Source organism: Streptomyces sp. NPDC051662, assembly GCF_040681655.1.
Taxonomy (GTDB): Bacteria; Actinomycetota; Actinomycetes; order Streptomycetales; family Streptomycetaceae; genus Streptomyces.
The window spans coordinates 347,698-371,264 of sequence record NZ_JBFAZD010000006.1 but is presented as its reverse complement, the minus strand read 5'-3'; the positions used below and the strand labels follow the sequence as shown (position 1 = coordinate 371,264).

General features: G+C 72.0%; 23 protein-coding genes, 1 other RNA gene and 2 pseudogenes. 14 read left to right on the top strand and 12 right to left on the bottom strand.

The genetic code is table 11. The features are described from left to right. Nucleotides 1–206: 206 nt before the first annotated feature. The 3 genes and pseudogenes from AB0M67_RS13635 to AB0M67_RS13625 form a co-directional block, all read right to left on the bottom strand. The gene (locus AB0M67_RS13635) at nucleotides 207–431 is read right to left on the bottom strand and encodes a helix-turn-helix domain-containing protein (RefSeq protein ID WP_365745497.1); all 225 of its coding nucleotides are present in this window, start codon (nucleotides 429–431) and stop codon (nucleotides 207–209) included. Beyond that, nucleotides 431–949 carry a hypothetical protein gene (locus tag AB0M67_RS13630; RefSeq protein ID WP_365745496.1) on the bottom strand — a complete coding sequence of 173 codons (519 nt, stop codon included), beginning with the start codon at nucleotides 947–949 and terminating at the stop codon, nucleotides 431–433. The genes AB0M67_RS13635 and AB0M67_RS13630 overlap by 1 nt, the downstream gene beginning before the upstream one ends. 110 nt (nucleotides 950–1,059) lie before the next feature. Next, a pseudogene (locus AB0M67_RS13625) lies at nucleotides 1,060–1,296 on the bottom strand (hypothetical protein); the annotation flags it as partial. Between the two features lie 309 nt (nucleotides 1,297–1,605). On the opposite strand from AB0M67_RS13625, the gene AB0M67_RS13620 reads away from it, so the two are divergent. Then, entirely contained in the window at nucleotides 1,606–1,965 is a 360-nt protein-coding gene (locus AB0M67_RS13620) for a helix-turn-helix domain-containing protein (protein WP_365745555.1), read from the top strand. 315 nt (nucleotides 1,966–2,280) lie between these two features. Here AB0M67_RS13620 and AB0M67_RS13615 read toward each other — a convergent pair whose 3' ends face one another. Further along, on the bottom strand, nucleotides 2,281–2,634 hold the full coding sequence (locus tag AB0M67_RS13615) for a hypothetical protein (protein WP_365745495.1): 354 nt from the start codon (nucleotides 2,632–2,634) through the stop codon (nucleotides 2,281–2,283). A 16-nt stretch (nucleotides 2,635–2,650) separates the two neighbouring features. Then, nucleotides 2,651–3,085 (bottom strand): hypothetical protein, encoded by a 435-nt coding sequence (locus AB0M67_RS13610; protein ID WP_365745494.1) that lies wholly within the window; start codon nucleotides 3,083–3,085, stop codon nucleotides 2,651–2,653. 64 nt (nucleotides 3,086–3,149) lie between these two features. Between AB0M67_RS13610 and AB0M67_RS13605 the strand changes: the two are divergent. Beyond that, a pseudogene (locus AB0M67_RS13605) lies at nucleotides 3,150–3,818 on the top strand (methyltransferase); the annotation flags it as partial. A 112-nt stretch (nucleotides 3,819–3,930) separates the two neighbouring features. On the opposite strand, the gene rnpB reads toward AB0M67_RS13605, so the two are convergent. Next, an RNA gene (gene rnpB, locus AB0M67_RS13600) (RNase P RNA component class A) lies at nucleotides 3,931–4,337 on the bottom strand. Nucleotides 4,338–4,454: 117 nt separating this feature from the next. Between rnpB and AB0M67_RS13595 the strand changes: the two genes are divergently transcribed. Both AB0M67_RS13595 and AB0M67_RS13590 read left to right on the top strand, forming a co-directional pair. Further along, nucleotides 4,455–5,210, top strand: a complete 756-nt coding sequence (locus AB0M67_RS13595; RefSeq protein ID WP_365745493.1) for a MerR family transcriptional regulator — start codon at nucleotides 4,455–4,457, stop codon at nucleotides 5,208–5,210. Further along, complete coding sequence (locus tag AB0M67_RS13590) at nucleotides 5,207–6,076, top strand: hypothetical protein (protein ID WP_365745492.1); 870 nt, start codon at nucleotides 5,207–5,209, stop codon at nucleotides 6,074–6,076. Before AB0M67_RS13595 ends, AB0M67_RS13590 begins: the two co-directional genes overlap by 4 nt. On the opposite strand, the gene AB0M67_RS13585 is transcribed toward AB0M67_RS13590, so the two are convergent. Further along, a complete protein-coding gene (locus tag AB0M67_RS13585; RefSeq protein WP_365745491.1) occupies nucleotides 6,021–7,553 on the bottom strand; it encodes an RNB domain-containing ribonuclease in 1,533 nt (510 codons plus the stop codon). The two genes, AB0M67_RS13590 and AB0M67_RS13585, sit on opposite strands and share 56 nt — an antisense overlap. A 227-nt stretch (nucleotides 7,554–7,780) precedes the next feature. On the opposite strand from AB0M67_RS13585, the gene yaaA reads away from it, so the two are divergent. Then, nucleotides 7,781–8,587, top strand: coding sequence for a peroxide stress protein YaaA (yaaA, locus tag AB0M67_RS13580; RefSeq protein WP_365745490.1), 807 nt, complete (start codon nucleotides 7,781–7,783; stop codon nucleotides 8,585–8,587). 99 nt (nucleotides 8,588–8,686) lie between these two features. Continuing rightward, a complete protein-coding gene (gene eda, locus AB0M67_RS13575) occupies nucleotides 8,687–9,331 on the top strand; it encodes a bifunctional 4-hydroxy-2-oxoglutarate aldolase/2-dehydro-3-deoxy-phosphogluconate aldolase (RefSeq protein WP_365745489.1) in 645 nt (214 codons plus the stop codon). Nucleotides 9,332–9,435: 104 nt separating this feature from the next. Here the strand turns inward: eda and AB0M67_RS13570 are convergent, their stop codons facing one another. The 4 genes from AB0M67_RS13570 to AB0M67_RS13555 all read right to left on the bottom strand — a co-directional run bounded on the left by AB0M67_RS13570 (nucleotide 9,436) and on the right by AB0M67_RS13555 (nucleotide 13,499). Further along, nucleotides 9,436–10,719, bottom strand: coding sequence for a bifunctional RNase H/acid phosphatase (locus tag AB0M67_RS13570; RefSeq protein WP_365745487.1), 1,284 nt, complete (start codon nucleotides 10,717–10,719; stop codon nucleotides 9,436–9,438). After that, the gene (locus AB0M67_RS13565) at nucleotides 10,719–11,462 is read right to left on the bottom strand and encodes a C4-type zinc ribbon domain-containing protein (RefSeq protein ID WP_365745554.1); all 744 of its coding nucleotides are present in this window, start codon (nucleotides 11,460–11,462) and stop codon (nucleotides 10,719–10,721) included. The genes AB0M67_RS13570 and AB0M67_RS13565 overlap by 1 nt, the downstream gene beginning before the upstream one ends. Next, the gene (locus tag AB0M67_RS13560; protein WP_365745486.1) at nucleotides 11,459–12,346 is read right to left on the bottom strand and encodes a Nif3-like dinuclear metal center hexameric protein; all 888 of its coding nucleotides are present in this window, start codon (nucleotides 12,344–12,346) and stop codon (nucleotides 11,459–11,461) included. The genes AB0M67_RS13565 and AB0M67_RS13560 overlap by 4 nt, the downstream gene beginning before the upstream one ends. Nucleotides 12,347–12,461: 115 nt before the next feature. Beyond that, nucleotides 12,462–13,499 (bottom strand): iron-siderophore ABC transporter substrate-binding protein, encoded by a 1,038-nt coding sequence (locus AB0M67_RS13555; protein ID WP_365745485.1) that lies wholly within the window; start codon nucleotides 13,497–13,499, stop codon nucleotides 12,462–12,464. A 234-nt stretch (nucleotides 13,500–13,733) separates the two neighbouring features. On the opposite strand from AB0M67_RS13555, the gene AB0M67_RS13550 reads away from it, so the two are divergent. The 7 genes from AB0M67_RS13550 (at nucleotide 13,734) to AB0M67_RS13520 (ending at nucleotide 19,963) form a co-directional block, all read left to right on the top strand. After that, entirely contained in the window at nucleotides 13,734–15,107 is a 1,374-nt protein-coding gene (locus AB0M67_RS13550; RefSeq protein WP_365745484.1) for a hypothetical protein, read from the top strand. A 149-nt stretch (nucleotides 15,108–15,256) separates the two neighbouring features. Beyond that, nucleotides 15,257–15,442: a hypothetical protein gene (locus AB0M67_RS13545; RefSeq protein WP_365745483.1), complete on the top strand. Its 186-nt coding sequence runs from the start codon at nucleotides 15,257–15,259 to the stop codon at nucleotides 15,440–15,442. 323 nt (nucleotides 15,443–15,765) lie between these two features. Further along, entirely contained in the window at nucleotides 15,766–16,728 is a 963-nt protein-coding gene (locus AB0M67_RS13540; RefSeq protein WP_365745553.1) for an ABC transporter ATP-binding protein, read from the top strand. Nucleotides 16,729–16,736: 8 nt separating this feature from the next. After that, nucleotides 16,737–17,465 (top strand): ABC transporter permease, encoded by a 729-nt coding sequence (locus tag AB0M67_RS13535; protein WP_365745552.1) that lies wholly within the window; start codon nucleotides 16,737–16,739, stop codon nucleotides 17,463–17,465. A gap of 32 nt (nucleotides 17,466–17,497) precedes the next feature. Beyond that, nucleotides 17,498–18,703, top strand: coding sequence for a sensor histidine kinase (locus AB0M67_RS13530; RefSeq protein WP_365745551.1), 1,206 nt, complete (start codon nucleotides 17,498–17,500; stop codon nucleotides 18,701–18,703). Nucleotides 18,704–18,779: 76 nt separating this feature from the next. Next, nucleotides 18,780–19,295 (top strand): hemerythrin domain-containing protein, encoded by a 516-nt coding sequence (locus AB0M67_RS13525; RefSeq protein ID WP_365745482.1) that lies wholly within the window; start codon nucleotides 18,780–18,782, stop codon nucleotides 19,293–19,295. 35 nt (nucleotides 19,296–19,330) lie between these two features. Continuing rightward, nucleotides 19,331–19,963 (top strand): response regulator transcription factor, encoded by a 633-nt coding sequence (locus AB0M67_RS13520; protein WP_365745550.1) that lies wholly within the window; start codon nucleotides 19,331–19,333, stop codon nucleotides 19,961–19,963. A 39-nt stretch (nucleotides 19,964–20,002) separates the two neighbouring features. Here AB0M67_RS13520 and AB0M67_RS13515 read toward each other — a convergent pair whose 3' ends face one another. Next, nucleotides 20,003–21,433 carry an MFS transporter gene (locus tag AB0M67_RS13515; protein ID WP_365745481.1) on the bottom strand — a complete coding sequence of 477 codons (1,431 nt, stop codon included), beginning with the start codon at nucleotides 21,431–21,433 and terminating at the stop codon, nucleotides 20,003–20,005. Nucleotides 21,434–21,718: 285 nt separating this feature from the next. Here AB0M67_RS13515 and AB0M67_RS13510 point away from each other — a divergent pair, with 285 nt between their 5' ends. Continuing rightward, entirely contained in the window at nucleotides 21,719–23,494 is a 1,776-nt protein-coding gene (locus AB0M67_RS13510; protein WP_365745480.1) for an MFS transporter, read from the top strand. Nucleotides 23,495–23,567: the final 73 nt, after the last annotated feature.

The following is a 23,567-nucleotide window of genomic DNA, read 5'->3' as shown; positions in this document are numbered from 1 at the left end:
CCACCAGTTCGGACGGCGCGAGGGGTAACGCGAGGGGTAACGCGAAACGGCAGGTCCGCCGCCCTTGCCTGGTGGCCTTCGGGCGCAGCTCTGCCGCTGCATCAAGTGTGACCCGGGGTGCCCGATCCCGCAACTGACGGTGCGTCAGAATGCTGGAAGGGCCCAGCCGGAGCATCCGGCTGGGCCCTTCACACACATACGGTCGGTCAGCCGGGCGGTGAAGCCGGGGCGATGTCCTGGGCGATGTCCTGGGCGTTGCGTTCCGCCGCGAAGACATCCTCCAGCCGGTACAGGCTGCGCCTGCCCTGCCGGCCCGCTGTGGCCAGATGGCCGCGCTGCACCCACTTGCGGATGGTCGCGGGGGACACCCCGGCCTCGGAGGCGGCGAGGTCTCCGGTGATCAGCGGGGCGCCGAGGGCGGTGGTGGCCATCACGCGACCTCCTGGACGGCCGGGCGGGTGTCCTGGACGGCCGGGCGGTCGCACGCCGGGTTCACACAGCGCACCTCGTCCCGTTCCGGGAAGGCCCGCAACGAGACCGAGGAGCAGGCCGAGCAGCGGCCGGGCAGCCGGATCAACTGCTCGGGGTCACCGAGGGCGCGGGCGCAGCGCCTGGCCATCCGCCGGGCCTCGTCCTCGACATGGGTGGCGAGATCGGTGTCGGCGGCGATCCGGTCCAGCACTCCGGCGATCCGGCGCAGCCGTACGGGAACGGACGCGGGCCGCACGGGGCGCAGGGCGAGGCGCTCGCGCACCGCTTCCTCCAGCTCCATCACCCCGTCGGTGATGTCGCGCAGGGTGTCGGAGACGAACAGCCTGACGGGCGTGGAGCCGCCGGTGGGGCGGGGGCCGCGCGGGCCCGCGGGGGCGCGGCCGGGGCTGGGGGCGAGTTCGTCGAGGAGTTCGGGGAAACGGCGGGCGAGGGCGTCGAGCCAGAGTGCGGTGTTCATACGGCGGCCTCCTCGGGGGCGGTCGCGACGACTCGGCCGTTGCGCCACAGACGTCCGCCGCTCACCCCGTCGAACCAGGTGCGCTCGGGGTCCACGATGGTTTTGCACTGCTGCCTGATGGGGCAGTAATTGCAGGCTCGCAATGCTGGCGCCGCTTCAGCCGGGTTACGAGTGAAGACGGAACGCTGGGGAAGCTCGGCGCAGGCGGCGGCCCTGCGCCAGTCGAGCCCCTCGGGATCGGCTTCAAATTGCCTGGTTAGGGGAGATTCAAAGGATCTGGATCGGGTACGCACGGCAACCCCTCCCTGGGTGTGCGAACTTGTGTTCGACAGTTGCGAACGCGACATCAGACTTACATGGTGCGAGCGCGTGCGCAAGTGACTACGTTCCGGAGGCGAGGAACACGCAAGGTCGTCAACACGCCCCTCACCTGGGGCCGTTCACCTACGCCCCCTGAGACCGACCCTGGATACGCGCGCGTGCGCACTCCTTTGGGTGCGCACGCGCTCGGTACCCTGTCCCCGCGACGAGGAGAGAGCGAGAACATGGGTTCCAGATCGTGGGCCAGTGCCCACAACGACCAGGGATTTCGCGGGGAGCAGCCGCGTGGTCGCACTGAGGGGTACGAGGAGTTCGCGGCGTGGATCGAGGATCTGATGCGCGGGCGGGGGTACGACATCGACAATCCGCGCGGCGGCGGCAAGTCGAAGCTCGCCGATGACGCCGGAGTGCACCGCGCGGCCGTCAGCAGGCTGCTCCAGCGGCAGAGCATGCCCGATCTGGAGACCATGCGCAGGCTGGCCGCCGTACTGTCCGTCCCCCTGCGGGACATGCTGATCAGGTCGGGCAGGCTGTCCGAGGACGACCTCCCGGTGACCGGCCACCGCCGCCGGGAGGAGGAGAGCGGACCACAACGCCTCACACCCGAGGAAGCGGCACGGAGAATGGGGGTACCCACCGAGCTGCGGGAGACCTTCGTGAAAGTCGTGAAGCAGTTCCTGCCGGAGAGGACATAGCTGCTCCTGGGGACCGGCCCGGGGACCATCCGGGGGACGGCCCCAACGAGGCCCCGCCACCGTGCAACGGCCCCGGCGGCACGGGCCAACGGCCCACCCATCCGCGCCGATCGCGGGCGCGGGTGACGCCAAGGCCCGACCGGGGCCAAAGCGATGACGGCAGACGAGTCGGGCTGTACGCCGGAAAGAGCTACCGCAAGGCTATGACCAGAGCAAACGCGCAGGGAGGGCACTTCTGTGGCTACCTTGATGGCTACGCGAGGAGACGCCCCCGCCCCGGAGCGGCCCGGACGGGGGCTTCGTCGTTCTCAGGGTTCAGACGGTCTGCTCGATGCACTCGAAGATGTCCGAGTCCGTCTCCTGCTGCCAGGTCGGCAGGTCGGCCCAGTCGGCGACGTATCCGGGCTTCGGGTCCTCGAAATGCTTGAACATCTGGGCGGTCCAGCAGATCGCGACAAAGCGGCCCTTCTGCCCGCGGGTGAGCCGTGTGGTGTGCCCTTCGCTGATCCTGATGAAGTCGCGCACCTGTCCGTACACAGCCGCGGCAGCCTCGCGCTCCCACTCGGGCGTCTCGTCCCACGGAGTGACGTAGCCGGGCTTCGGCTCACCGGGGTAGTGCTTGTTCACACCGGCAATCCACGCCTCGCGGAAGATCCGACCGTCACTCATGCACGTGTCCCTCTCGTCATGCGGTGCGCGAAAGCGCCGCGATTCGGTGATCCAGATTCGAGACTCGACCATCGGACATGAGCGGGGCAAGACGCCCTCGAAGTCCGTCCAGCTTCTTGCCGATGAATCCCGAGTTCGACCGGTCGGCCAGGCCAAGCACTGCCTCCGCGTACTGCACGACCTGATCGACGTCACCCCGGTGGGCCCCGAGGACGGCAAGGTCGCTCAGTACGGCGGCCCGACGGCGCAGGGACAGTGGTTGGGCGAGGGCTGCGGTGAGGGCATCTTCCGCGAAGTCGGGACGGCCGAGCTGGAGGTAGCAGGCCCCTCGCTCCTCGGGGAGGCGGGAACCGTCGAAGCGGAGCCAGCCGCCGTTGTGGGAGTGGCCGTCGAGGGAGTGCACCTTCTCCGCTTCGTCGAGGGCCCGGGCGCAGCCGTCGATGTCGCCCATGGCCGCGCACACCTGGGCCTGGACGGCGGCGACCCAGTGGCGGGTGGACAGTGCGCTGTCGCCCTCGACGTGGACGGTGACGGGCGACGGGCTTCTCGGCCATCCGCACCGGGCACCGTACGACCGGGTCATCGCCACCTGCGCGGTGCGTCGCATCCCGTACACATGGGTCCGGCAGACGAAGCCCGGTGGCATCGTCCTCAGCACGGTCGGCTCCTGGCCCTGGGGAACCGGTCTCGCAAAGGTCACCGTTGGCGATAACGGCACCGCCGAGGGCGCGATCACCGGACGCTCCTCCTTCATGCAGGCGCGGGCCCAGGCGGTGACCCCGGTGGCAGGTGACCTCTCCGCCCGGACCGCCTATGCAGACAGTGAGCGGGCCGCGCTGGTGTCCCCTCTCACCCTGGAAGAGTGGATGCCCGCCTTTGTCGCGCAACTCACGGCGCCCGGTGCGCAGTTCGTCCGCGCCACCCGCAGCGACGGCTCGCCCGTGCGGTACCTGTTCGATCCGGAGCGGGAGTCGTTCGCCGAGTTCATCGCCGACGGCGAGAACTGGACCGTCCGCCAGGGCGGCCCCTTGGCTCTTTGGGACGACATCGAACGCTCCCTTGTCGCCTGGCAGGACGCCGGGGCGCCGGACATCGACGCCGTTCGGCTCCACGTGACGACCACATCTCATCTGTACTGGATCGACCGGAACCCCGCGCTGCGCTGGGAACACCAGCTCTCCTGAATCACTGCCCTGCGAGGAATGGACGATAAGTGGCGGATCTCGCGGAAACGAGACGCCCGCTCCACGGAAAAGACCTCTGACCTGTGTTTCAACTGGTCAGAGGTCTAAGGGGCAGACGAGTCGGGCTGTACGCCGGATTTTGTCACCGGGCGGCCTCGCGGCCGTCCGGGAGACGGCCATCCATCTAGGACCGGCGTTGCCGCCGGTCTCGTGCGGTCTACCCGCGGACTCGGGCGGGCAGCCCTCGATCGTCCGCGCAGGAGCACCTGGGTGCTCCCTCTTGACCTTGCTCCGGGTGGGGTTTACCTAGCTGCCCAGGTCACCCTGGGCACTGGTGGTCTCTTACACCACCGTTTCACCCTTACCGAGGCCCGTACGGATACGGTCCCCGGCGGTTTGTTTTCTGTGGCACTGTCCCGCGGGTCACCCCGGGTGGCCGTTAGCCACCACCCTGCCGTGTGGAGTCCGGACGTTCCTCGGCAAGATCGAAGATCTTGACGCGGCCGTCCGCCCGGCTCGTCTGCCGTGTCGACCATGGTACCCGGCGGGAGCGGGGCGGAACGCATCGGCGCCGGTGGGGGGCGGGGCGGTGGGTGGGCTTGACCTTGTCGCTACGTCAGGGTTTCCACTGGGTCCATGCGGATCGCAGAGATCGCCGCCCTCGTCGGGGTCACCACACGGGCGGTACGCCACTATCACCACCTGGGCCTGCTGCCCGAACCCGCCCGGCGGGCCAATGGCTACCGCGACTACTCGGTACGGGACGCCGTCCTCCTGGCCCGGATCAGGCGGCTGACCGAGCTGGGGCTCGCCCTGGACGAGGTGCGGGATGTGATCGCCGATGACGCCGGACGCGAACTCACCGAGGTGCTGGGCGAGTTGGACGCCGATCTGGCGCGGCAGGAGGCCGAGATCCGGGCCCGCCGCGGCAGGCTCGCCGAGCTGATGGAGAATCCACCGCCCACCGAAGGGCCGGTGTCCCCCGCGCTGGCGCGGCTGCTGGGCACGGCCCCGGTGATCGACTCGCCCGTCGGCGCCATGGACCGTGAACTGCTGATCCTGTTCGACACCGCGGCGGGCCGCGAGGAGTTCTACGAGGCGTTGCGACCGCTCGCGGAGAGCCCGGATCTCCTTGATCTCTATCGGCGGATGGACGAACTCGCCGACGCGGCGCCCGGCGATCGTCGGATCGCGCCTCTCGCCGACGCGCTCGTCGCCTCCGTCCCGGACGAGCTGTCGGCGCTGATCTCGAAGGCACCGGGGCAGCCGCTCGCCGCCGGGTTCGGGGAAGCCCTGCTCGACGACCTCGCCCCTGCCCAGGCCGAGGTCGCCCGTCTGGTCATGGCGGCGCTGGCCGCGAAAGTGGCGCAAAGAGAAGGAGGATCGGCGTGAAGTGGGTCGTACGGCTCGTCATCGCGGGTGAGGTCGCGCTCGTCAGCTGTCTGCCGGCGGGCGTGGCGATCCCCGCCCCCGTGCTCCTCGGCGCCGAGGCCGTCGTCCTCGCGCTCCTCGCGCTGGAGGCCGCGGTCCTGCACCGGCACTACGCGCGGGCCAGGCGGACCGGGGCCGGCCGCCGGGACGCGGTCGCCTCGGCGGTCCGTACCGTCGTGCCCGAGCCCGTACGGCGGTTGCTGACCCATGAGATACGGGGCCTGAGCAGCCTCGGGCGGTGGGTCGCGCGCCGTACGCACGGGGTACGGGAGGGTGATCACGCCGCGTCGTACACCGGCCCGCAGACGGCGATGATCTACGGCCTGCTCTTCGTCGCCGTCGTCGAGACGGTGGCGCTGGCCGTGCTGATCCCCTGGCCGGTGGTGCATCTGATCATGCTGGTGGTGGACGTCTATACGTTGCTGACGGTGCTCGCGTTGCACGCGGGCTGTGTGACACGGCCCCATGTGGTGGGCGCGGACGGGTCGTTGAGGATCCGGTACGGCTCGCTCCTCGACTTCTCCGTCGAGGAGGCACGGATCGCCTCCGTACATGTCGACCGGCGCTACCCGCGGAGCGGTGGGCTGATCACCTTCGACCCGGCGGACGGCGGGGTCCTCGATCTCGCGGTGGGCGGCCAGACGACCGTACGGGTCGAGCTGACCGAGCCCGTCATGTTCGTACGGCCCCTCGGCCGGCGCGAGCGGGCCCGGGTGGTCCGGTTTCACGCGGACGGTCCCGCCGAGTTGGTCAAGGCGCTCGCCCAGGCGCTCACGCGGGCGCGAACAGCACCTTCGCCGGTCCCGATCCCGGATCCGACCGTGTGAGCCGTACCCGCAGCCGCTCCCCCAGCGGGAGTGGCGTCCCGCCGCCCGCGATGGGGGCGATCACGGCAGGGTCCTCCAGATGGATCGTGCCGACGGACGGATCATGCTCCCGCACATCGATCACGTACCCGTCGAAGATCTCCCCGCCCCTGTCGCTGAGCAGCGCCGCCGCCACGAGGTCGACGCACTCGTGCTCCACGGCGTGGGCTCGTTCCGCCCCCTCGGCCAGCTCCTTCGGCAGCCCGTCCAGGGCTTCGAGCACCCACTCCGGCGGGTCCTGGCCCGCCACCGCGCTCAGACAGATCTCCCCCGCGTACCGGTCGACGAGCCGCCGCAGCGGGGCCGTGCAGTGGGTGTACGGGGCGGCGACCGCGGCGTGGACGGCGGGCTTCGGGAGACGGCCGCCGGTGAACGCGGTGTAGCCCGCGCCGCGCAGCAGCTCCGTGCACTCCTGGAGGAAGGCGGCGTGGCGGGCGTCGCGGGGGTCGAGGGAACGCACGATCTCGTCGTACGCGACATGGTGCGGCCAGTCGATGCCCAGCGCCTTCGCCGAGCGGCGGAGCCGGCCGACCGTGCCGTCCGGGGCGCCGGGCGGCGTCCGGAGGATGCCGGTGCCGGCCGTCAGCATCAGCTGCGCGGCGGCCATGCCGATGAGCAGGGAGATCTGGGCGCTCCAGCCCTCGACGGGGAGCGGGGCGTGGTACACGGCCTCGTACGAGGTGCGTGACCCGCGGGACCTGCCGCCCTCGGACCCGCCGCCGCCGGCTTGCCCGGCGCCGGAGTCCGGTCGGTGCTCCACGATCTCCAGCTCGGGGACGCGGAGGGAGATGCCGCCGCGCTCCCGTTCCAGCCGTTCGCGCAGCAGCCCGATCTCCTTCAGCAGGGCGAGGGACTCCGGGGCCGTCCCCGCGTCGATCTCCCGCTGCGCGCCCGCGTGGTCGAGCCTTGTCCTGCTCCGTACGAGCGTTCTGCGGACCTCGGCCGAGACGGTCCTGCCCTCCGCGTCCAGATCGAGCTGCCAGAGCAGGGCGGGCCTGGTCCGGTCGGGCCGCAGACTGGCCGCGACCTCGGAGAGGAGCGGGGGGTACAGCGGCACGCTGCCGTCGGGGAAGTAGAGGGTCTGTACGCGACGATGGGCCTCGGCGTCGAGCGCGCCGCCCGGGGTGATGAACGCGGTGACATCGGCGATCGCGTAATGGACCCGGAAACCGCCGCCCGCGCGCCGGGCCAGTCGCATCGCCCGGTCGAGGTCGGCGGCGCCGGGCGAGTCGATGGTGAACAGCTCGACGGCGGTGTCGTCGCGATCCGGCGCCCAGCCGTCGCCCGGCGGCCGTGGGGCCCGTGCGGTCCGCTCCGTCTCGGCGCGGACGGCGGGCGGGAAGGCCCCGGGCACATCGAGCACCGTACGCAGCACGCCCAGGGCTGCCCGCAGCGGAGCCTCGGCTGCGCCGGTCGTGTGCAGATGACGGCGGGGCATGCATCGAGCGTATGGCGGACGGAGGCGGGGGGCGCGGTGAACGCGGGCACCGCGCCGCCCAGGCCCCGCGCCCCAGGCCCCGGGCTCCGCGCCCCCGCCCCCGTCCGCCGGGCCCCGCGCCCCCGGGCCCGAACCCCTCGGCGCGGGCCGCCCGTCCGACGTACTCGTCTAGGCTGGCGCGGGGGCCGCGGGCCCCCTTTCCCGTACGTCCTCCGAGGAGAACCACCGTGCTCGTGCTGTTGCCGCCGTCGGAAGGAAAGGCCGCTTCCGGGCGTGGCGCTCCGCTGAGGCCGGAGTCCCTCTCCCTGCCGGGGCTGACCGCGGCCAGGGCCGCCGTGCTGGACGAACTCGTCGAGCTGTGCGCCGCCGACGAGGAGAAGGCACGTCAGGTGCTCGGTCTCAGCGAGGGGCTGCGCGGCGAGATCGCGAAGAACGTGCGGCTGCGTACGGCGGGCACGCGGCCGGCCGGGGAGATCTACACCGGTGTGCTGTACGACGCGCTGGATCTGGCCACGCTCGACACCGCCGCGCGGCGGCGGGCGACGAAGACGCTGCTGGTCTTCTCCGGGCTGTGGGGCGCGGTACGGATGGGCGACCGTATCCCCTCGTACCGCTGCTCGATGGGGGTCAAGCTGCCGGGGCTCGGCGCGCTGGGGGCGTACTGGCGCGGGCCGATGGAGTCCGTCCTGCCGGAGGTGGCGGGCAGCGGGACCGTGCTCGATCTGCGGTCGTCGGCGTATTCCGCCGCGTGGAGGCCCACGGGTGAGCTGGCGGGGCGTACGGCGACGGTACGGGTGCTGCACGCGCAGGTCGATCCCGCGACCGGGGCGGAGAAGCGGTCCGTGGTCAGCCACTTCAACAAGGCGACGAAGGGGCGGCTGGTACGGGATCTGCTGATCGCGGGCGCCCGGCCGAAGGGGCCCGCCGAACTGGTGGAGACGCTGCGGGAGTTGGGGTACGTGGTGGAGGCGACCGCGCCGGAGAGGGCGGGGCGTACCTGGGCGCTGGATGTGGTGGTCACGGAGATCCACTGAGCCCCGCGCCTCGCGCGCGCCCCGCACCCCCGACCCCTCGCGTTGCATCCTTCGCAACGCTCATTGCGCAGGGTGGCATGGGCGCGGCAGGATGTCGCCATGACCTCCGCGCCCGTGGCTTCCGTGCTCGACCTCGCCCCCGTCATCCCTGTCGTCGTCCTCGACGATGCCGCCGACGCCGTACCTCTCGCCCGCGCCCTCGTCGCGGGCGGACTGCCCGCGATCGAGGTGACGCTGCGGACGCCGGCCGCGATGGCGGCGATCCGCGCGATCGCGGCCGAGGTGCCGGACGCGGTGGTCGGCGCGGGCACGGTCATCACCGCCGACGCCGTGGCCGGCTCGGTGGAGGCGGGCGCGCGCTTCCTGGTCAGCCCGGGGTGGACGGACACGCTGCTGACCGCGATGCGGGGTTCGGGCGTGCCGTTCCTGCCGGGGGTGTCGACCACCTCGGAGGTCGTGGCGCTGCTGGAGCGCGGGGTGACGGAGATGAAGTTCTTCCCGGCGGAGGCCGCGGGCGGCACGGCCTATCTCAAGTCCCTGGCCGGTCCGCTGCCGGGGGCCAGGTTCTGCCCCACGGGCGGCATCACGGCGGAGAAGGCACCGTCGTATCTCGCCCTGCCGAACGTCGGCTGTGTCGGCGGTACCTGGATGCTCCCGGCGGACGCGCTGGCGGCCAAGGACTGGGACCGGGTCGAGTCACTGGCCCGCGAGGCGTCGGCCCTGCGCGAGCCGCGCCGCTCCTGAGGCCGCGCGGCCCCGGAGCACCGCGCGCCGCCGGACCGCCGACGGCGCGCGCACATCAGCCGCCGGCCGCCCGCGGCCAGCCGTCAGCCGCCAGCCGCCAGCCGTCAGCGCAGATGCGAGGTGTCGTTGAGGAGCCGCACCGACGCGTTGCCGTCCGCGTAGTACGCCACCGCCGACAGCGAGGCCGCCGACAGCTCCATCCGGAACAGGGACTCCGGCGGTGCGCCGAGGGCCAGCCGTACCAGGGTCTTCACCGGGGTGACATGCGTGACCACCAGTACCGTCCTGCCCCGGTAGCGCTCCAGCAGCCGGTCACGGACGGCCGCGACGCGCCGGCCCACGGCCGTGAAGCTCTCGCCGCCGCCGGTCGGCGCGACATCGGGCGAGGCGAGCCAGGCGCTCAGATCGTCGGCGTACCGCTCCCGCACCTCCGCGAACGTCAGCCCCTCCCAGGCGCCGAAGTCCGTCTCGCGCAGGCCCTCTTCGACGGTGACGTCCAGACCGAGCCGGGACGCCACGGCCGCCGCCGTCTCGCGGCAGCGTCTGAGCGGTGAGGAGACGATCTCCTGCACCGTGCCGCGCGCGGCCAGTGACGCGGCGACGGCCTCGGCCTGCCGGCGGCCCACCGCCGACAGCTCCGGGTCGCTGCCGCCACTGCCGGAGAAGCGCTTCTCCGGGGTGAGCGCGGTCTCGCCGTGCCGCAGCAGTACGAAGGTGACGGGGGCGCCGAGGTCGGCGGAGGCTCCCCAGCCCACGGAAGCGGAAGGCGTGGAGGAGGGGGTACGCGGAGAAGACGTCGCCGCCTCCGCACGCCCCATCCGCGCCGCACGCTCCGTCTGTGCCGTCCGCTCCGTCCGCGCCGCACGCTCCGTCCGCGCCGCCCGCCCCACGGCCTCGCCCGCTTCCGCCTCCGTCATCGCCGCGCGCGCCGCGCTCGCGTCCAGCGCCGCCGTGGACGCCGACGGATCCCACTGCCCGCCGTTCTTGCCCGCGTCCATCGCCTCGTTGGCCAGCCGGTCCGCGTGCTTGTTCCGCTCGCGCGGGATCCACTCGAAGGTGACCTGTCCGGCGGGGAAGATCCGCGCCGCCTCGGCGGCCAGCGGCTTCATGTCCGGGTGCTTGATCTGCCAGCGCCCCGACATCTGCTCGACGACCAGCTTGGAGTCCATACGGACCCGGACCTCGGCGGCCGGGTCCAGCGCCTTGGCGGCGGTCAGGCCCGCGATCAGGCCCTTGTACTCGGCGACGTTGTTGGTGGCGACACCGATGTACTCGGCCGCCTCGGCGAGCGGCTCGCCGGTCCGGCCGTCCAGGACGACCGCGCCGTACCCGGCGGGCCCCGGGTTGCCCCGGGAGCCGCCGTCCGCCTCGACGATGAACTGCCGCATTACAGACCCGAGTCGGCGGTGCGCACCAGAATGCGGCGGCAGTTCTCGCACCTCAGCACGGCATCGGCGGGTGCCGCCTTGACCTCGTTGACCTCGGTGATGTTCAGCTCCAGCTGGCAGCCCTCGCAGCGGCGCCGGAACAGCCGCGCCGCGCCCACCCCGCCCTGCTGGACGCGCAGCTTCTCGTACAGCTTGAGCAGATCGGCCGGTACGGAGGCGGCGACGACCTCGCGCTCCTTGGTGACGGTCGTGGCCTCGCGGTCGAACTCCGCGACGGCGGCGTCCCGGCGCGCGGCGGCGTCGTCGGCCTTGGCCTGGACGGAGGAGACACGTTCCGTCAGCTCGGTGACCCGCTCCTGCGCGGACTCACGGCGCTCCATGACTTCGAGGACGACGTCCTCCAGATCGCCCTGCCGCTTGGCGAGCGAGACGATCTCACGCTGAAGGTTCTCCAGGTCCTTGGGCGAGGTGACCGCGCCGGAGTCCAGGCGCTGCTGGTCGCGTACAGCGCGCTGGCGCACCTGGTCGACGTCCTGCTCCGCCTTGGTCTGCTCGCGGGCGGTGTCGCTCTCCTCGGTCGTCGACGCGACAAGCAGGTCGCGCAGCTGGGCGAGGTCCTTGGTGAGCGACTCGATCTCGGCGTGCTCGGGCAGCGCGGTGCGCTTGTGGGCGAGCTGCGACAGTCGTACGTCGAGGGCCTGGACGTCGAGGAGTCGGATCTGGTCGGCGGGCGCGGCGTTCAGTTGGGGGCTCCTGAGAAGTCGGAGGAGTGATGGGCTGACCAGGGGTCGGTGACCGTCTTCGAGACATGGACCCGCAGGTCCCAGCCATGACGGTCGGAAATCTCGTCGAGCTGGGCGGCGGCCTGCTCGCACCAGGGCCACTCGGTGGCCCAGTGCGCGGCGTCGACCAGCCCGAGCGCGCTGTGCTGGGTGGCCTCGGAGACCGGGTGGTGGCGCAGGTCGGCGGTGAGGAACGCGTCCACACCCGCCGCTCTGACCTGGTCGAAGAGGCCGTCGCCCGAGCCGCCGCTCACGGCGACCGTACGGACGGGCGCGTCCGGGTCGCCCGCGATCCTGATGCCCTGGGCGGTGCCGGGCAGCCGGTGCGCGACGCGTGCGGCGAAGTCGCGGAGAGTCGCGGGGCGGTCCAGCTCGCAGATCCTGCCGAGGCCGCGCCGTCCGGCGGGGTCCGTGGGATCGGGTACGAGGGGCCGTACGACCCGCAGGTCCAGCGCCCCGGCGAGGGCGTCGGAGACACCGGGGTCGGCGGTGTCGGCGTTGGTGTGCGCGACATGCAGCGCGATGTCGTGCTTGATGAGGGTGTGTACGACGCGCCCCTTGAACGTGGAGGCCGCGACCGTCGTCGTACCCCGCAGATAGAGCGGGTGGTGGGTGACGATCAGCTCGGCGCCGAGCCGTACCGCCTCGTCGGCGATCTCCTGGACGGGGTCGACCGCGAACAGGACCCGGGTGACCGTGGCCTCCGGGTCACCGCAGACCGTGCCGACGGCGTCCCACTGCTCGGCCCGCTCGGGCGGCCAGAGGGCGTCGAGCGCGGCGAGGACATCCGCCAGACGGGGCGCGGAGGGGGCGTCGGCGGGGACGGCCGAGGGGACAGGGGGCACGGTGCAAAGGCTACCTGTCCCACGTGCCCCGCCCACCATGGCCGCAGAGGTCTCCTTGGCCATGGTGGGCGCGGGCGTTCCACGGCGGGGCGGGAGCGTTCGCGCCCGGCGCCCGCTACTTGACGAGGTAGCCGCGCAGGTCGTCGAGGACCAGGTCCGCCGCCGTCACTCCGAGGCCGAGGTACCAGGTCTCGTCCTTGACGTCCTTCGCCTGCCCCGCCTTGACCGCCTTCAGGTTCTTCCACAGCGGGTTGGAGCGCGCGGTGTCCCGCTGGGTCTTCTTCGGGTCGCCGTACACACCCGTGAAGATCCAGTCCGCGTCCGCGTCGTCGATCTTCTCCGGGCTGATCTCCACGGCCAGATCGTCGATCTGCTGGTTCTTCGGCCGCGGCAGACCGATGTCGTCGAGGATCGTGCCGATGAACGACGCCTTCGCGTACAGCCGCAGCCGGTCCGGCATGTAGCGCACCATCGAGACGGTCGGCTTGTCGGGGCCGATCTCCGTGCCGAGAGCCGCCGCCTTCTTGTCGTACGCGGCGAGTTCGGCCTTCGCCTCCGCGGTGCGGTCCAGCGCCTGGGCGTTGAGGAGGTAGTTCTCCTTCCAGGTGAAGCCGGGGCGGATGGCGAAGACCGTCGGGGCGATCGCCTGGAGCGCCTTGTACTTGTCGGCCGCGCGCAGCTGACTGCCGAGGATGAGGTCGGGCTTGAGTCCGGCGATCGCCTCCAGGTTGAGGTTGTTGATCGTGCCGACGCTCTTGGGGTTGCCCGCGCCCTTCCGCAGATAGCTGGGGATGCCCTCGTCGCCCTCGGTCGGCGCGTACCCGACGGGCTTCATACCGAGGGAGACGACGTTGTCGAACTCGCCGACGTCCAGCACGACGACCCGCTCGGGGCGCTTCTTCAGCTCCGTCGTCCCCATGGCGTGGGTGATCGTGCGCGGGAACCGGCCCGGCTCCGCGTCGGTCCCGTAGGCGGCCGTCTTCCTGGCCGCGTCGGCGAAGTCCTTGCCTCCCGTGGCGACGGCGGCCTTCTTGTCGCCTCCGTCCGACGCGGCGGAGCCACTGTCGGAGGAGTCGCCACCGCCGCAGGCCGCGAGGGAGAGCGCGGCGGCGAGAGCGACGGCGGCGGCTGTGCCACGGCGTCTTATGGACATCTTGATGCTCCTGAGAGGCGGTACTCGTCGAGTTACGGGTGGGATCCGGCATGCCGGGTAAGGCGTGCCTGGTAAGGCGTGCCTAACTTTAAGCACCACCGTCTCGGCCAGCACACCCGCCCCCGCGCTTTCAGCGGAATCGCGCGATGGCCACCCTTATGTGTGAAGTGCCAGGTCTCGTGTTGTTCGGCAGGAAGTACGAAAACTAGCTTCATCGCCGGAGGTGACAGACCGATGACGGCCTGTGCTATCGAGACGGCTACTGGGAACGAGAGCGGAACGGACGGAGCGGACGGAACGGACGGCGCCGACGGGGCGGACGGAACGGGGCCGTACGGCCCGGGCGGCCCGGGTGGTCCGGGTCGCCCGAGCGGAGGGGGCGGCGGCCCGGGGGGCCCGCGCCAGGCGGTACGGCACCCGGAGTTCGCGATCACCGCGGACGGCGCGTACGCGGCTCGGCTGACACTCGGCGCGCCCGGCGGGGGCGATCCGGCCGCCCGGGGCGACGCGTGGTTCCCGGAGCGGTGGACGCTCGACGGACCCGAGCCCTACGCCGTGTCCCTCCCCCTGGACCAGCCGGAGGAGCCCGACACCGAAGTCCTGCCGCTGGCCGACGGCAGGGTCCTCATCCGCCGGCTGGTCGCGGACCGGCACGACTTCTCGCTGCTCTACCCCACCGGCCCCGGCACCGGCCAGCTGCCCGTGGGCGCGGTGGGCCGTACGGACGAGCTCACCGAACTGACGCTGCTGCCGCCGTCGCCGGACGGCCGCCGCGCGTACGCCCTGTCGGCCGGCCCGGACACCACCACGGTCTGGCTGGTGACGGGCGGCGCGTTCGGCCCCGAGCCCGTCGCCGAGGTGCCCGGCCGCTGCTCGGGCGGTGTCTGGCTGGACCGTACGGGCCGGATACTGGCCCTCGACCGGGAGACGGACGGCGTGGTGAAGGCCGTCGCCGTCGATCTGGGGCGGGGCGGCGAGGTGACACCGCTGCTCCAGATCACCGAGGAGAGCAACGACCGGCTGCTGCTGGCGGACGCAGACAGCGGACTGCTGCTGATCCGCTCGGACGCGGCGGGCCACGACCGGCTGGGGTGGGGCGTCCTGGGAAGTCCCCGGCCGGTGCGCTTCCCCGAGTGTCTGCGGTTGCCGGACTGCGCGGTGACACCGTTCGCCGTACAGCCGGGCCAGGTGCTGACGCCGGAGAGCTGCGCGGTGGCGCTGCGGATCGACGGCGCGGCGGGCAGCTGGCTCGGTGTGTGGCGACCGGCGGGCCGGCGGCTGCATCAACGCCGGGCTCCCGAGGGGTGGCTGGCCGGATCCGGCGTGTGGACCAGGGATGCCGTGCTGCAACTGCCGTACGCCACAAGGGCGGTGCCCTGTGGAGTGGCACGTCTCGACGCCCCCGCCGATGTGCTGCTTCGGGTGCCGGACGGCCCTCAGGACCCGGGTCGGCTCTCCGACCGGGACCCGGATCCTGGAACGATCACAGAACCGGCACAAGCGGAATCGCCGGTCGGGGAACCGCCCAACGGCCCCCGTACTCCTGTGATGTGCAGGCCGGTGCCGCTCCAGCAGGCTCCCCTCACCGGCCGTGTGGCACCTGGATAGACTTCCGGCCGGGGGCTTCGCGGCCGTACCGACCGGTTGTGTCGGTGACGGTGATGCGGACGCGTGACCGTAACGCTGTCGTGGCGGTACGGGGCGGCCGGAGTCCCTGCGCCACAACAAGATGCGATCACGACGGGGTGACTTCCCACATGTCTGAAGCCCGAACCGACACGACCCAGGATCGCCCGCGGGGAGCGGCGGCCACCGACCGGGACGACAGCGGCGGTATCGGAACGCACGGAAAGCACCGGGGAGGTGCGGCATCGACGGAGGACTCGGCGTCCCCCGCCCACGGCCGGCACCGGCGCCCGGAGCAGAGCGGCTACGCGGCCTGACGATCCGGACGCTCCGCATGGTCCGAACGCGTCCGCACATCTGAGGAGAGGCCGCCACGGCACGTCCGTGGCGGCCTCTCGCCATGCGACGGCGGGGTGGCCGGCCCCGGGGCGGCGGGGCATCCGGACAGGACATTTGTACCGCGTGAGTTCGTACACACGAGTCTGTCGGGACGGTGGGTCGGTTCCGTAGCGTCGTGGGCATGACGCAGACAGCCGGTACGCCGGCGACAGACACCCCGGACACGGGCGCGCACAGCGCGAGCACGCACACCGCGAGCACCCGGCCCGATGCCCCGACGGACGGTGCCCCGGCGGACGCCGTGAGCTTCACCGGTGTCGTCAAGACCTTCGGCGCGGTCCGGGCCGTGGACGGCATCGATCTCGGTGTTCCGCGAGGTGAGGCCGTCGCGCTGCTCGGCCGCAACGGCGCCGGCAAGTCGACCGCCATCGGGCTGCTCCTCGGCCTCGACGAGCCGGACACCGGGACGGTGCGGCTCTTCGGCGGGCCGCCCGCGCACGCTGTCACGGCCGGGCGGGTCGGGGCGATGCTCCAGGACGGCCGGCCGATCCGTCGGGTGACCGTACGGGAGCTGCTCACCTTCGTCGCCAGCACCTACCCGCGCCCGCTGCCCCTCGCGGAGTCGCTCGGTCTCGCCGGGCTCACGGAACTGGCCGGCCGTCGCGTCGACAAGCTCTCCGGCGGTCAGCTGCAACGGGTCAGATTCGCGGTCGCCCTGGCCGGCGGCCCCGAACTGCTCGTACTCGACGAGCCCACCGCCGCCCTCGATGTGGAGGCCCGCCGCGCCTTCTGGGCGTCGATGCGGGCCTACGCGGACCGCGGCAACACCGTGCTCTTCTCCACCCACTATCTGGAGGAGGCCGACGACAACGCCGACCGGATCATCGTGATCGACCACGGCCGGATCGTCGCGGACGGCACCAGCGAACTGATCAAGGGCTCGGTCGGCGGCCATCTCGTCTGCTTCGACCTGCCGGAGGGTTTCACGGCGGAGCTGACGCGGCTGCCCGGCGTCGTCTCGGCCGAGGTACGCGCGGGCCGCGCCCGGCTCCGTACGGACGACTCGGACGCGACCGTCGTCGCCCTCGCCGGACTCGACGCGATCCGCCGTCTCGAAGTCGCCCCGGCGACGCTGGAAGACGCCTTCCTCGCCCTGACGCGCACGACGGGCGATCCCGAGGACGAGCCCGGAAACGAGCCCCGGGACGCCACGAAGTACGACACGAGGTACGCCGTGAAGCACGACACGAGGGACGGCCGGTAATGCCCGCCATGCTGGAGTACATCAAGCTCGAAGTCCGCCGTACGCTGCGCGATCCCGGCTTCCTCATCTTCGGCACCGGCATGCCGGTGCTGATGTATCTGCTCTTCACCAATGTCGGCGGTGGCGCCGGCGCGGACTACATGGAGTGGAAGATCGCCTCCATGGTGGGCATGGCCGCGTACGGCGCACTCGGCGCGGCCGTCGGTACGGGCACCGGGATCGCCGAGGACAAGTCGCTCGGCTGGCTGCGGCAGTTGCGGATCACTCCGATGCCGCCCCGCCAGGTGGTGCTGGGCCGGGCGATGGCCGGTTCGGTGACCGTCCTGCCCGCGCTGCTCTCCGTACTGGCCGCGGGCGGTCTGGTCAACGGCGTACGGCTCGCGCTGTGGCAGTGGGCGGCCCTGATCGTGCTGTTGTGGGCGGGCGCGCTCCCCTTCACCCTGCTCGGCATAGGCAACGGCTACCGGCTCTCCGCGCAGACGACCGGTGTGGTGAACGTGGGCTGTCTGATGGTCCTGTCCGTGGTCGGCGGGCTCTGGTTCCCGATCGACGCGTTCCCCGGCTGGCTGCGGACGATCTCGGAGTACACCCCGGCCAACCGCTTCGCCGACCTGGGCTGGTCCACCACACAGGGCGCGGCCCCGGGCGTGACGACGATCGCGGTGCTGGCGGGCTGGCTTCTCGTCTTCGGCTCGTACGCGGTGTTCTCGTACCGCAGGTCGGCGAGGACCGCGTGAGGGCGGGACCACGTGAGGCGTGCGAGGACGCGGTGAAGTCGGCGCGGGCCACGGGCGGGCGGCCAGGACCACCCAGTGGCTACGCGATGCTGCCGTGGCTGCTGCTGGGTCTGGGCTCCTTCTCCAATCTCGTCCAGGGCGAGACGCCCAACCCCTGGTTCGGCGGCATCGGTCTGCTGGTCTTCAACTCCCTCTATGTCTCGGTGGTGTTCCGGTCCTTCGACCAGAAGGCGCGGGACAGCCGCGCCACCCGCTGGACGCTCGTGGTGATGGGGCTGATGACCTTCGGTCTCGGCGCCGCGTACGGCGGCAGCTGGCTGCTCTTCCTGCCGCTGTTCGGACTCTCCTGCGGCAGTGTGCTGCGCGGCCGGGCCCTCGCTCTGGTGGGGGTCCCGCTGACCGTCGCGGCGGCGGGCGTCGCCGCGTACCACGACGGCTGGGACGCGATCGGCGTCGCGTACGGGACGTTCCTCTCGATGATGGTGACGGCCGCGATCCTCACCCTCTCCGAGACCGTCGTCCAACTGCGCGACACCCGCCAGGAACTGGCCCGTTCGGCGGTGGAGCGGGAGCGGCTGCGCTTCTCGCGCGATCTGCACGATCTGCTCGGCCACACCCTGTCCGTGATCGTGGTCAAGGCGGAGGCCGCGCGTCGGGTGGCACCACGCGATCTGGACGCGGCCCTGGAGCAGGTCTGCGACATCGAGTCCGTCGGCCGGCAGGCGCTGACCGAGGTCAGGGAGGCCGTCACCGGCTATCGCGAGGGCAGCCTCGCCACGGATCTGGACCGGGCGCGCTCGGCGCTGGCCGCCGCCGGGATCGAGCCGGTCGTACGGCAATCGGGGCCCCCGCTGGAGCCGCGGGCCGAGGTGCTGCTCGGCTGGGTCGTACGGGAGGCCGTCACGAACGTCGTACGGCACAGCGCCGCGACCCGGTGCCTGATCACGATCGACGGCTCACCGGAGCGGGTACGGCTGACGGTCACGGACGACGGCGCGGGGGCGGCCGTACGGACCGGTCCTGCCGGAGGGTCCGGGGGCTCCGTACCGTACGGCGGTACGGGTCTGAAGGGGCTGACGGAACGGCTCGCGGCGGCCGGCGGCTCACTCGAAGCGGGCCAGGTGACGGGGGCGACGCCGGACGCGCCGGGGCAGGGCTTCCGCGTGACCGCCGTACTCCCGGCCGACGCCGCGTCCGCCGCGGGCCACCCGCTTGACGCGGCCTACCCGGGGTGGTGAAATCCCGGCTCAGCGTCGCGGTGCGTCCGGCGAAGAGACCGCCGTGGGCATGGAGGCGCCGAATCATGGGACAACCATGGACATACCCCGTGAACACCTCGAACACCTCAACTCTCTCGAACCGGACGGCCGTCTGACGGCGCTCGGGAATCAGCTGATCGAAACGCATATGTGGCTCCGTGAGGAGCTGGCCGGGATCCGCGCGGATCTCGCCGCCGCGAGGCCCCCGGGCCCGGGCACCACCCGGCAGCTGCGCGCCCACTGTCTGGCCTTCTGCTCGGCCCTGAGCCGGCACCACACCGACGAGGACGACGTGACGTTCCCCGCGCTGGCCGCGCGCCATCCCGAACTCCGCCCGGTCCTTGAGCTGTTGCACCAGGACCACCAGGTGGTGAGCGGAATCCTGCGGAGTGTGGAGGAACTCCTTCAGGGCGCGGCCGACGCCGCCGCCGACGGCACGGACAACGCGCCCAGGGTACTGGGCGAGCTGGACGGCCTGTCGGCCCTGCTGGAGTCGCACTTCACCTACGAGGAGAAACGGATCGTCACCGCACTCAACGCACTGGCCGGGCCGGACGGACACGGCAGCTGACGTCCTCGCCGCCCTACGCTGTGCTGGTGACGGAGATGCCGCGGGACCACAGACCGGCCAGGTGCGTACGGGTCCTCCTCGCCGAGGACCAGGGCATGATGCGCGGCGCCCTCGCCCTGCTGCTCGGTATGGAGGCGGACCTCGAAGTGGTCGCGCAGGTGGGGCGCGGCGACGCCATCGTGGACGCCGCGCTCGCCTCGCGGCCCGATGTGGCGCTGCTGGACATCGAACTGCCCGGACTCAGCGGTCTCGACGCGGCCTTGAAGCTGCGCGACGAGGTGCCCGACTGCCGGGTCCTGATCCTGACCACCTTCGGCAGGCCGGGCTATCTGCGGCGGGCGATGGAGGCGGGGGCCGCGGGCTTTCTCGTCAAGGACGATCCGGTGGAGGAGCTGGCCGCCGCGATCCGGCGGGTGCTGACCGGTGAGACCGTCGTCGATCCCGCCCTCGCCGCCGCCGCGCTGAGCGCGGGGCCGAGCCCGCTCACGGCGCGGGAGCGTGATGTGCTGAACGCGGCCGTGGACGGGGCGACGGTCGCCGATATCGCGGACCGGCTGCGGCTGTCCGAGTCGACCGTACGCAACTACCTCTCCTCGGCCATCGGCAAGACCGGCACCCGCAATCGCATGGAGGCCGTACGCACGGCCCGCGGGCAGGGCTGGCTGTAGGGCGGGTCCTGAAAGTCCCGCCCGCCCGGCCGGGGGCCGTTACGTGTTCGAGGAGCCGCGCGGCAGCCACAGCAGCATCAGGACGACCCCCGCGAGCAGCACCCCGCCGCCCGTCCTGAACGCCAGCGCGTACCCCTCGGTCAGCGCCTGGGGGCTCGTGCCGCCCGCCGTACGGGACGCGGCCACCGTGGAGAGGACCGCCAGACCGAGCGCGCCGCCCATCGTCCGTGAGGTGTTGATCAGGCCGGAGACCAGACCCGCGTCATCGGCGGCGGCGCCCGCCGTGGCCAGCGCCGCCAGCGGGGTCGCGGCCAGACCCAGGCCGGTCATCATCAGGAGGCCGGGGCCGAGGATCGACGAGAGATACGTTCCGTCAGCGGTCATCGTGGACTGCCAGCCGAACCCGGCCACCGCCATCAGCGTCCCGAGCACCGCCAGATTACGGGCGCCGACCCGTGGCATCAGCCGGGGCGCCAACTTCGAGCCGAGCACGATGGACAGCGAGCTGGGGATGAGCGCGAGTCCGGCGTCCAACGGTGTGTATCCCAGCACGTTCTGGGCGTAGACCGTCATGAAGAACCACATCGCGAACGACGCCGCGCCACAGACGAACATCGCCGCGTTGGCCGCGGACACGGCCCGTACCCGGAACAGCCCGAGCGGCATCAGCGGTGCCTTCGCCCGTGCCTCCACCGCCACGAACGCGCCGAGCAGCAGGGCTCCGCCGAGCAGCGGCAGCAGCGTCGCCGCCGCTCCCCAGCCCTGCTCCTCGGTCTGCACGATCCCGTACGCGACCATGGCGAGACCCGCCGTGACCAGTACCGCGCCGGGGAGATCGAGGCGCCGTACCCGCTCCGTACGGGACTCGGTCAGCCATACCGCCGCGCCGGCCAGGACCAGCACCCCGACCGGCACATTGATCAACAGGACCCAGCGCCAGGACAGCAGATCGGTGAGTGCACCGCCGACGAGCCCACCGGCCGCGCCACCGCCCGCGCCGACCGCCGACCAGGTCCCTATGGCCCGGGTCCTGGCGACGCCTTCCGGTACGGCGGACGTCAGGATGGTGAGTGTCGCGGGCGCGAGCACGGCCGCGCCGAGCCCCTGGACGGCGCGGGCGGCGAGCAGCTGCCAGCCCTCCTGGGCGAGTCCGCCCGCGAGGGACGCCAGGGTGAACACGGCGAGCCCGGTGAGGAACATCGCCTTGCGGCCGAAGAGATCGGCGGCCCGCCCGCCGAGCAGCATGAAACCGGCGAACGCGATCGAGTAGGCGTTGAGCACCCACTGCAGACCGGCGCCGGAGAGTCCGAGGTCCGCGCGCATCGACGGCAGGGCGACATTCACCACGGAGACATCGAGGACGACGAGGAACTGCCCGGCGCAGGCGGCGAGGAGCACCGCCCAGGTACGGGGTGACCCCGAGGGCGCGGACAGGTGGACGGTGTCGGTTTCCACGGGGGCTCGGACCATGCCGGTCATGGTCGCAGGCGTCACGCGGTCCGTACATCGGGATTTCGGCGTAGGCCCGGGGACCGGCACGGTCCGGGGCGGACTCGGCCACGGGGGCCCCGGGGGGGCGCGCGTCCCAGCTCTGACGGGGCGTCAGAGAAATGGCGGTAAGGACCGGCGTCCTCTTCCGATGCCGTTCGCGTCGCGTTCGCCGGAATATCGCGGCCGACTGGAAGGTTGCACACTGCATCCACCTGCCCTCGCGCACCCTCAGCTGCCCTTACTTCCTGCCCGGAGGACGCACGTATGCCACAGACGACGACCGATCAGCACGCCGGGGAGCTCCCGGATCCGTCGACCCGTCAAGCTGGCGGGATCGTTCCCGTCCTCGCCTTCGCGGGCATCACCGTCGCGGTGATGCAGACCTTGCTCGTTCCCGTCATCAAGGACCTGCCCGCCCTGCTCCGCACGTCGCCCGCCGACGCCACCTGGGTCATGACCGCGACCCTGCTCGCGGGCGCCGTCTCCACCCCGATCATGGGGCGGCTCGGTGATCTCTTCGGCAAGCGGCGGATGCTGCTCACCAGCCTCGCCGTCATGGTGGTCGGCTCGCTGATCTGCGGATTCACCGACGACCTGGTGATCATGATCGTCGGCAGAGCGCTCCAGGGCTTCGCGATGGGCGCGATACCCCTCGGCATCGGCATCATGCGCGACGAGCTGCCGCGCGAGAAGCTCGGCTCGGCGATGGCGCTGATGAGCTCGTCCATCGGTGTCGGCGGCGGGCTCGCGCTGCCCGCCGCGGCCCTGGTCGCCCAGAACGCCGACTGGCACGCGCTGTTCTTCGGCGCGGCCGGGCTCGGCGTGGTGTCGATGCTGCTGACCGTCCGGTATGTACCGGAGTCCTCGGTACGGGCCCAGGGCACCTTCGACTGGCTCGGCGCGATCGGGCTGTCCGCCGGACTCGTCGCGCTCCTGCTGCCGATCACCAAGGGCAGCGACTGGGGCTGGGGTTCCCCGACCACGCTCGGGCTGTTCGGCCTGGCGGTGGCCATCCTGCTGCTGTGGGGCGTGATGGAGCTGCGGAGCGCCGCCCCGCTGGTCGATCTGCGCACCACCGCCCGGCGTGAGGTACTGCTCACCAACCTCGCCTCGATCATGGTCGGTGTCGCCTTCTACGCGATCTCGCTCGTCCTCCCCCAACTGCTCCAGCTGCCCGCCGCGACCGGATACGGCCTGGGCCAGTCGATGGTGGTGGCGGGTCTGTGCGTGGCACCGCTCGGGCTGACGATGATGTTCACCGCGCCCGTCTACGCCCGGATCTCCGCCCGGCGCGGCCCCAAGGTCTCCCTGATGCTCGGCATGCTGATCATCGGGATCGGGTACGGAGCGGGCCTCGGCCTGATGAACGCGGCCTGGCAGACCATCGTCATCTCCGTCGTCGTGGGCGCCGGTATCGGACTCGCGTACTCCTCGCTCCCCGCCCTGATCATCGGCGCCGTCGACCCGTCGGAGACCGGCGCGGCCAACGGTCTGAACACCCTGATGCGCTCCATCGGCACCTCGGTGTCGAGCGCGGTGATCGGCATGGTGCTCGCGCACACCTCCATCCGGACGGGGGGCGTGGCGGTGCCCAGCATGGACGGATTCCGTATCTCGTTCCTCATCGCGACAGGCGCGGTGATCGTCGGCCTGGTGCTGGCCTCGTTCCTGCCGTCACCGCGCTCCGCGCCGGGGCGGAAGTCCCTGGCCGGTGACGCCGATGTGAGCCGGCCGACGCTGGTCGCCGGGTCCGGCGGGTTCCGCGGGCGGGTCGTGGACTCGGACGGTACGCCGATCGCGCGGGCGAACGTCACGCTCATCGACCCCCGGGGCCGGCAGGCGGGCCGCACCACCGCCGACGAGGACGGCCGCTACGCACTGCTGCCGCCGTCCGGCGGACCGTACGTACTGGCCGGGACGGCCACGGGGTACGCGCCGCTCGCGCTCCCCGCGGAGTACCCCGGCGGCGGCGTGCCGGTCGATGTCGATCTGGTCCTCGCGCAGGGCACGCGGGAGCGCCGTACCACCGTCGCCTCCTGACCCGCCCTCACCCCCCGAAACCGCCGGGCCGGGGGCGTACGGCAGCATGGGCGATCACGCCCCGTACCACGGT

Excerpts from the sequence above, each read along its gene's own strand:
- AB0M67_RS13635 (WP_365745497.1), bottom strand. The coding sequence starts at position 431 with ATGGCCACCACCGCCCTCGGCGCCCCGCTGATCACCGGAGACCTCGCC.
- AB0M67_RS13630 (WP_365745496.1), bottom strand. The coding sequence starts at position 949 with ATGAACACCGCACTCTGGCTCGACGCCCTCGCCCGCCGTTTCCCCGAA.
- AB0M67_RS13620 (WP_365745555.1), top strand. The coding sequence starts at position 1,606 with ATGCGCGGGCGGGGGTACGACATCGACAATCCGCGCGGCGGCGGCAAG.
- AB0M67_RS13615 (WP_365745495.1), bottom strand. The coding sequence starts at position 2,634 with ATGAGTGACGGTCGGATCTTCCGCGAGGCGTGGATTGCCGGTGTGAAC.
- AB0M67_RS13610 (WP_365745494.1), bottom strand. The coding sequence starts at position 3,085 with ATGGGCGACATCGACGGCTGCGCCCGGGCCCTCGACGAAGCGGAGAAG.
- AB0M67_RS13595 (WP_365745493.1), top strand. The coding sequence starts at position 4,455 with ATGCGGATCGCAGAGATCGCCGCCCTCGTCGGGGTCACCACACGGGCG.
- AB0M67_RS13585 (WP_365745491.1), bottom strand. The coding sequence starts at position 7,553 with ATGCCCCGCCGTCATCTGCACACGACCGGCGCAGCCGAGGCTCCGCTG.
- eda (WP_365745489.1), top strand. The coding sequence starts at position 8,687 with ATGACCTCCGCGCCCGTGGCTTCCGTGCTCGACCTCGCCCCCGTCATC.
- AB0M67_RS13570 (WP_365745487.1), bottom strand. The coding sequence starts at position 10,719 with ATGCGGCAGTTCATCGTCGAGGCGGACGGCGGCTCCCGGGGCAACCCG.
- AB0M67_RS13555 (WP_365745485.1), bottom strand. The coding sequence starts at position 13,499 with ATGTCCATAAGACGCCGTGGCACAGCCGCCGCCGTCGCTCTCGCCGCC.
- AB0M67_RS13550 (WP_365745484.1), top strand. The coding sequence starts at position 13,734 with ATGACGGCCTGTGCTATCGAGACGGCTACTGGGAACGAGAGCGGAACG.
- AB0M67_RS13545 (WP_365745483.1), top strand. The coding sequence starts at position 15,257 with ATGTCTGAAGCCCGAACCGACACGACCCAGGATCGCCCGCGGGGAGCG.
- AB0M67_RS13535 (WP_365745552.1), top strand. The coding sequence starts at position 16,737 with ATGCTGGAGTACATCAAGCTCGAAGTCCGCCGTACGCTGCGCGATCCC.
- AB0M67_RS13525 (WP_365745482.1), top strand. The coding sequence starts at position 18,780 with ATGGACATACCCCGTGAACACCTCGAACACCTCAACTCTCTCGAACCG.
- AB0M67_RS13520 (WP_365745550.1), top strand. The coding sequence starts at position 19,331 with ATGCCGCGGGACCACAGACCGGCCAGGTGCGTACGGGTCCTCCTCGCC.
- AB0M67_RS13515 (WP_365745481.1), bottom strand. The coding sequence starts at position 21,433 with ATGGTCCGAGCCCCCGTGGAAACCGACACCGTCCACCTGTCCGCGCCC.
- AB0M67_RS13510 (WP_365745480.1), top strand. The coding sequence starts at position 21,719 with ATGCCACAGACGACGACCGATCAGCACGCCGGGGAGCTCCCGGATCCG.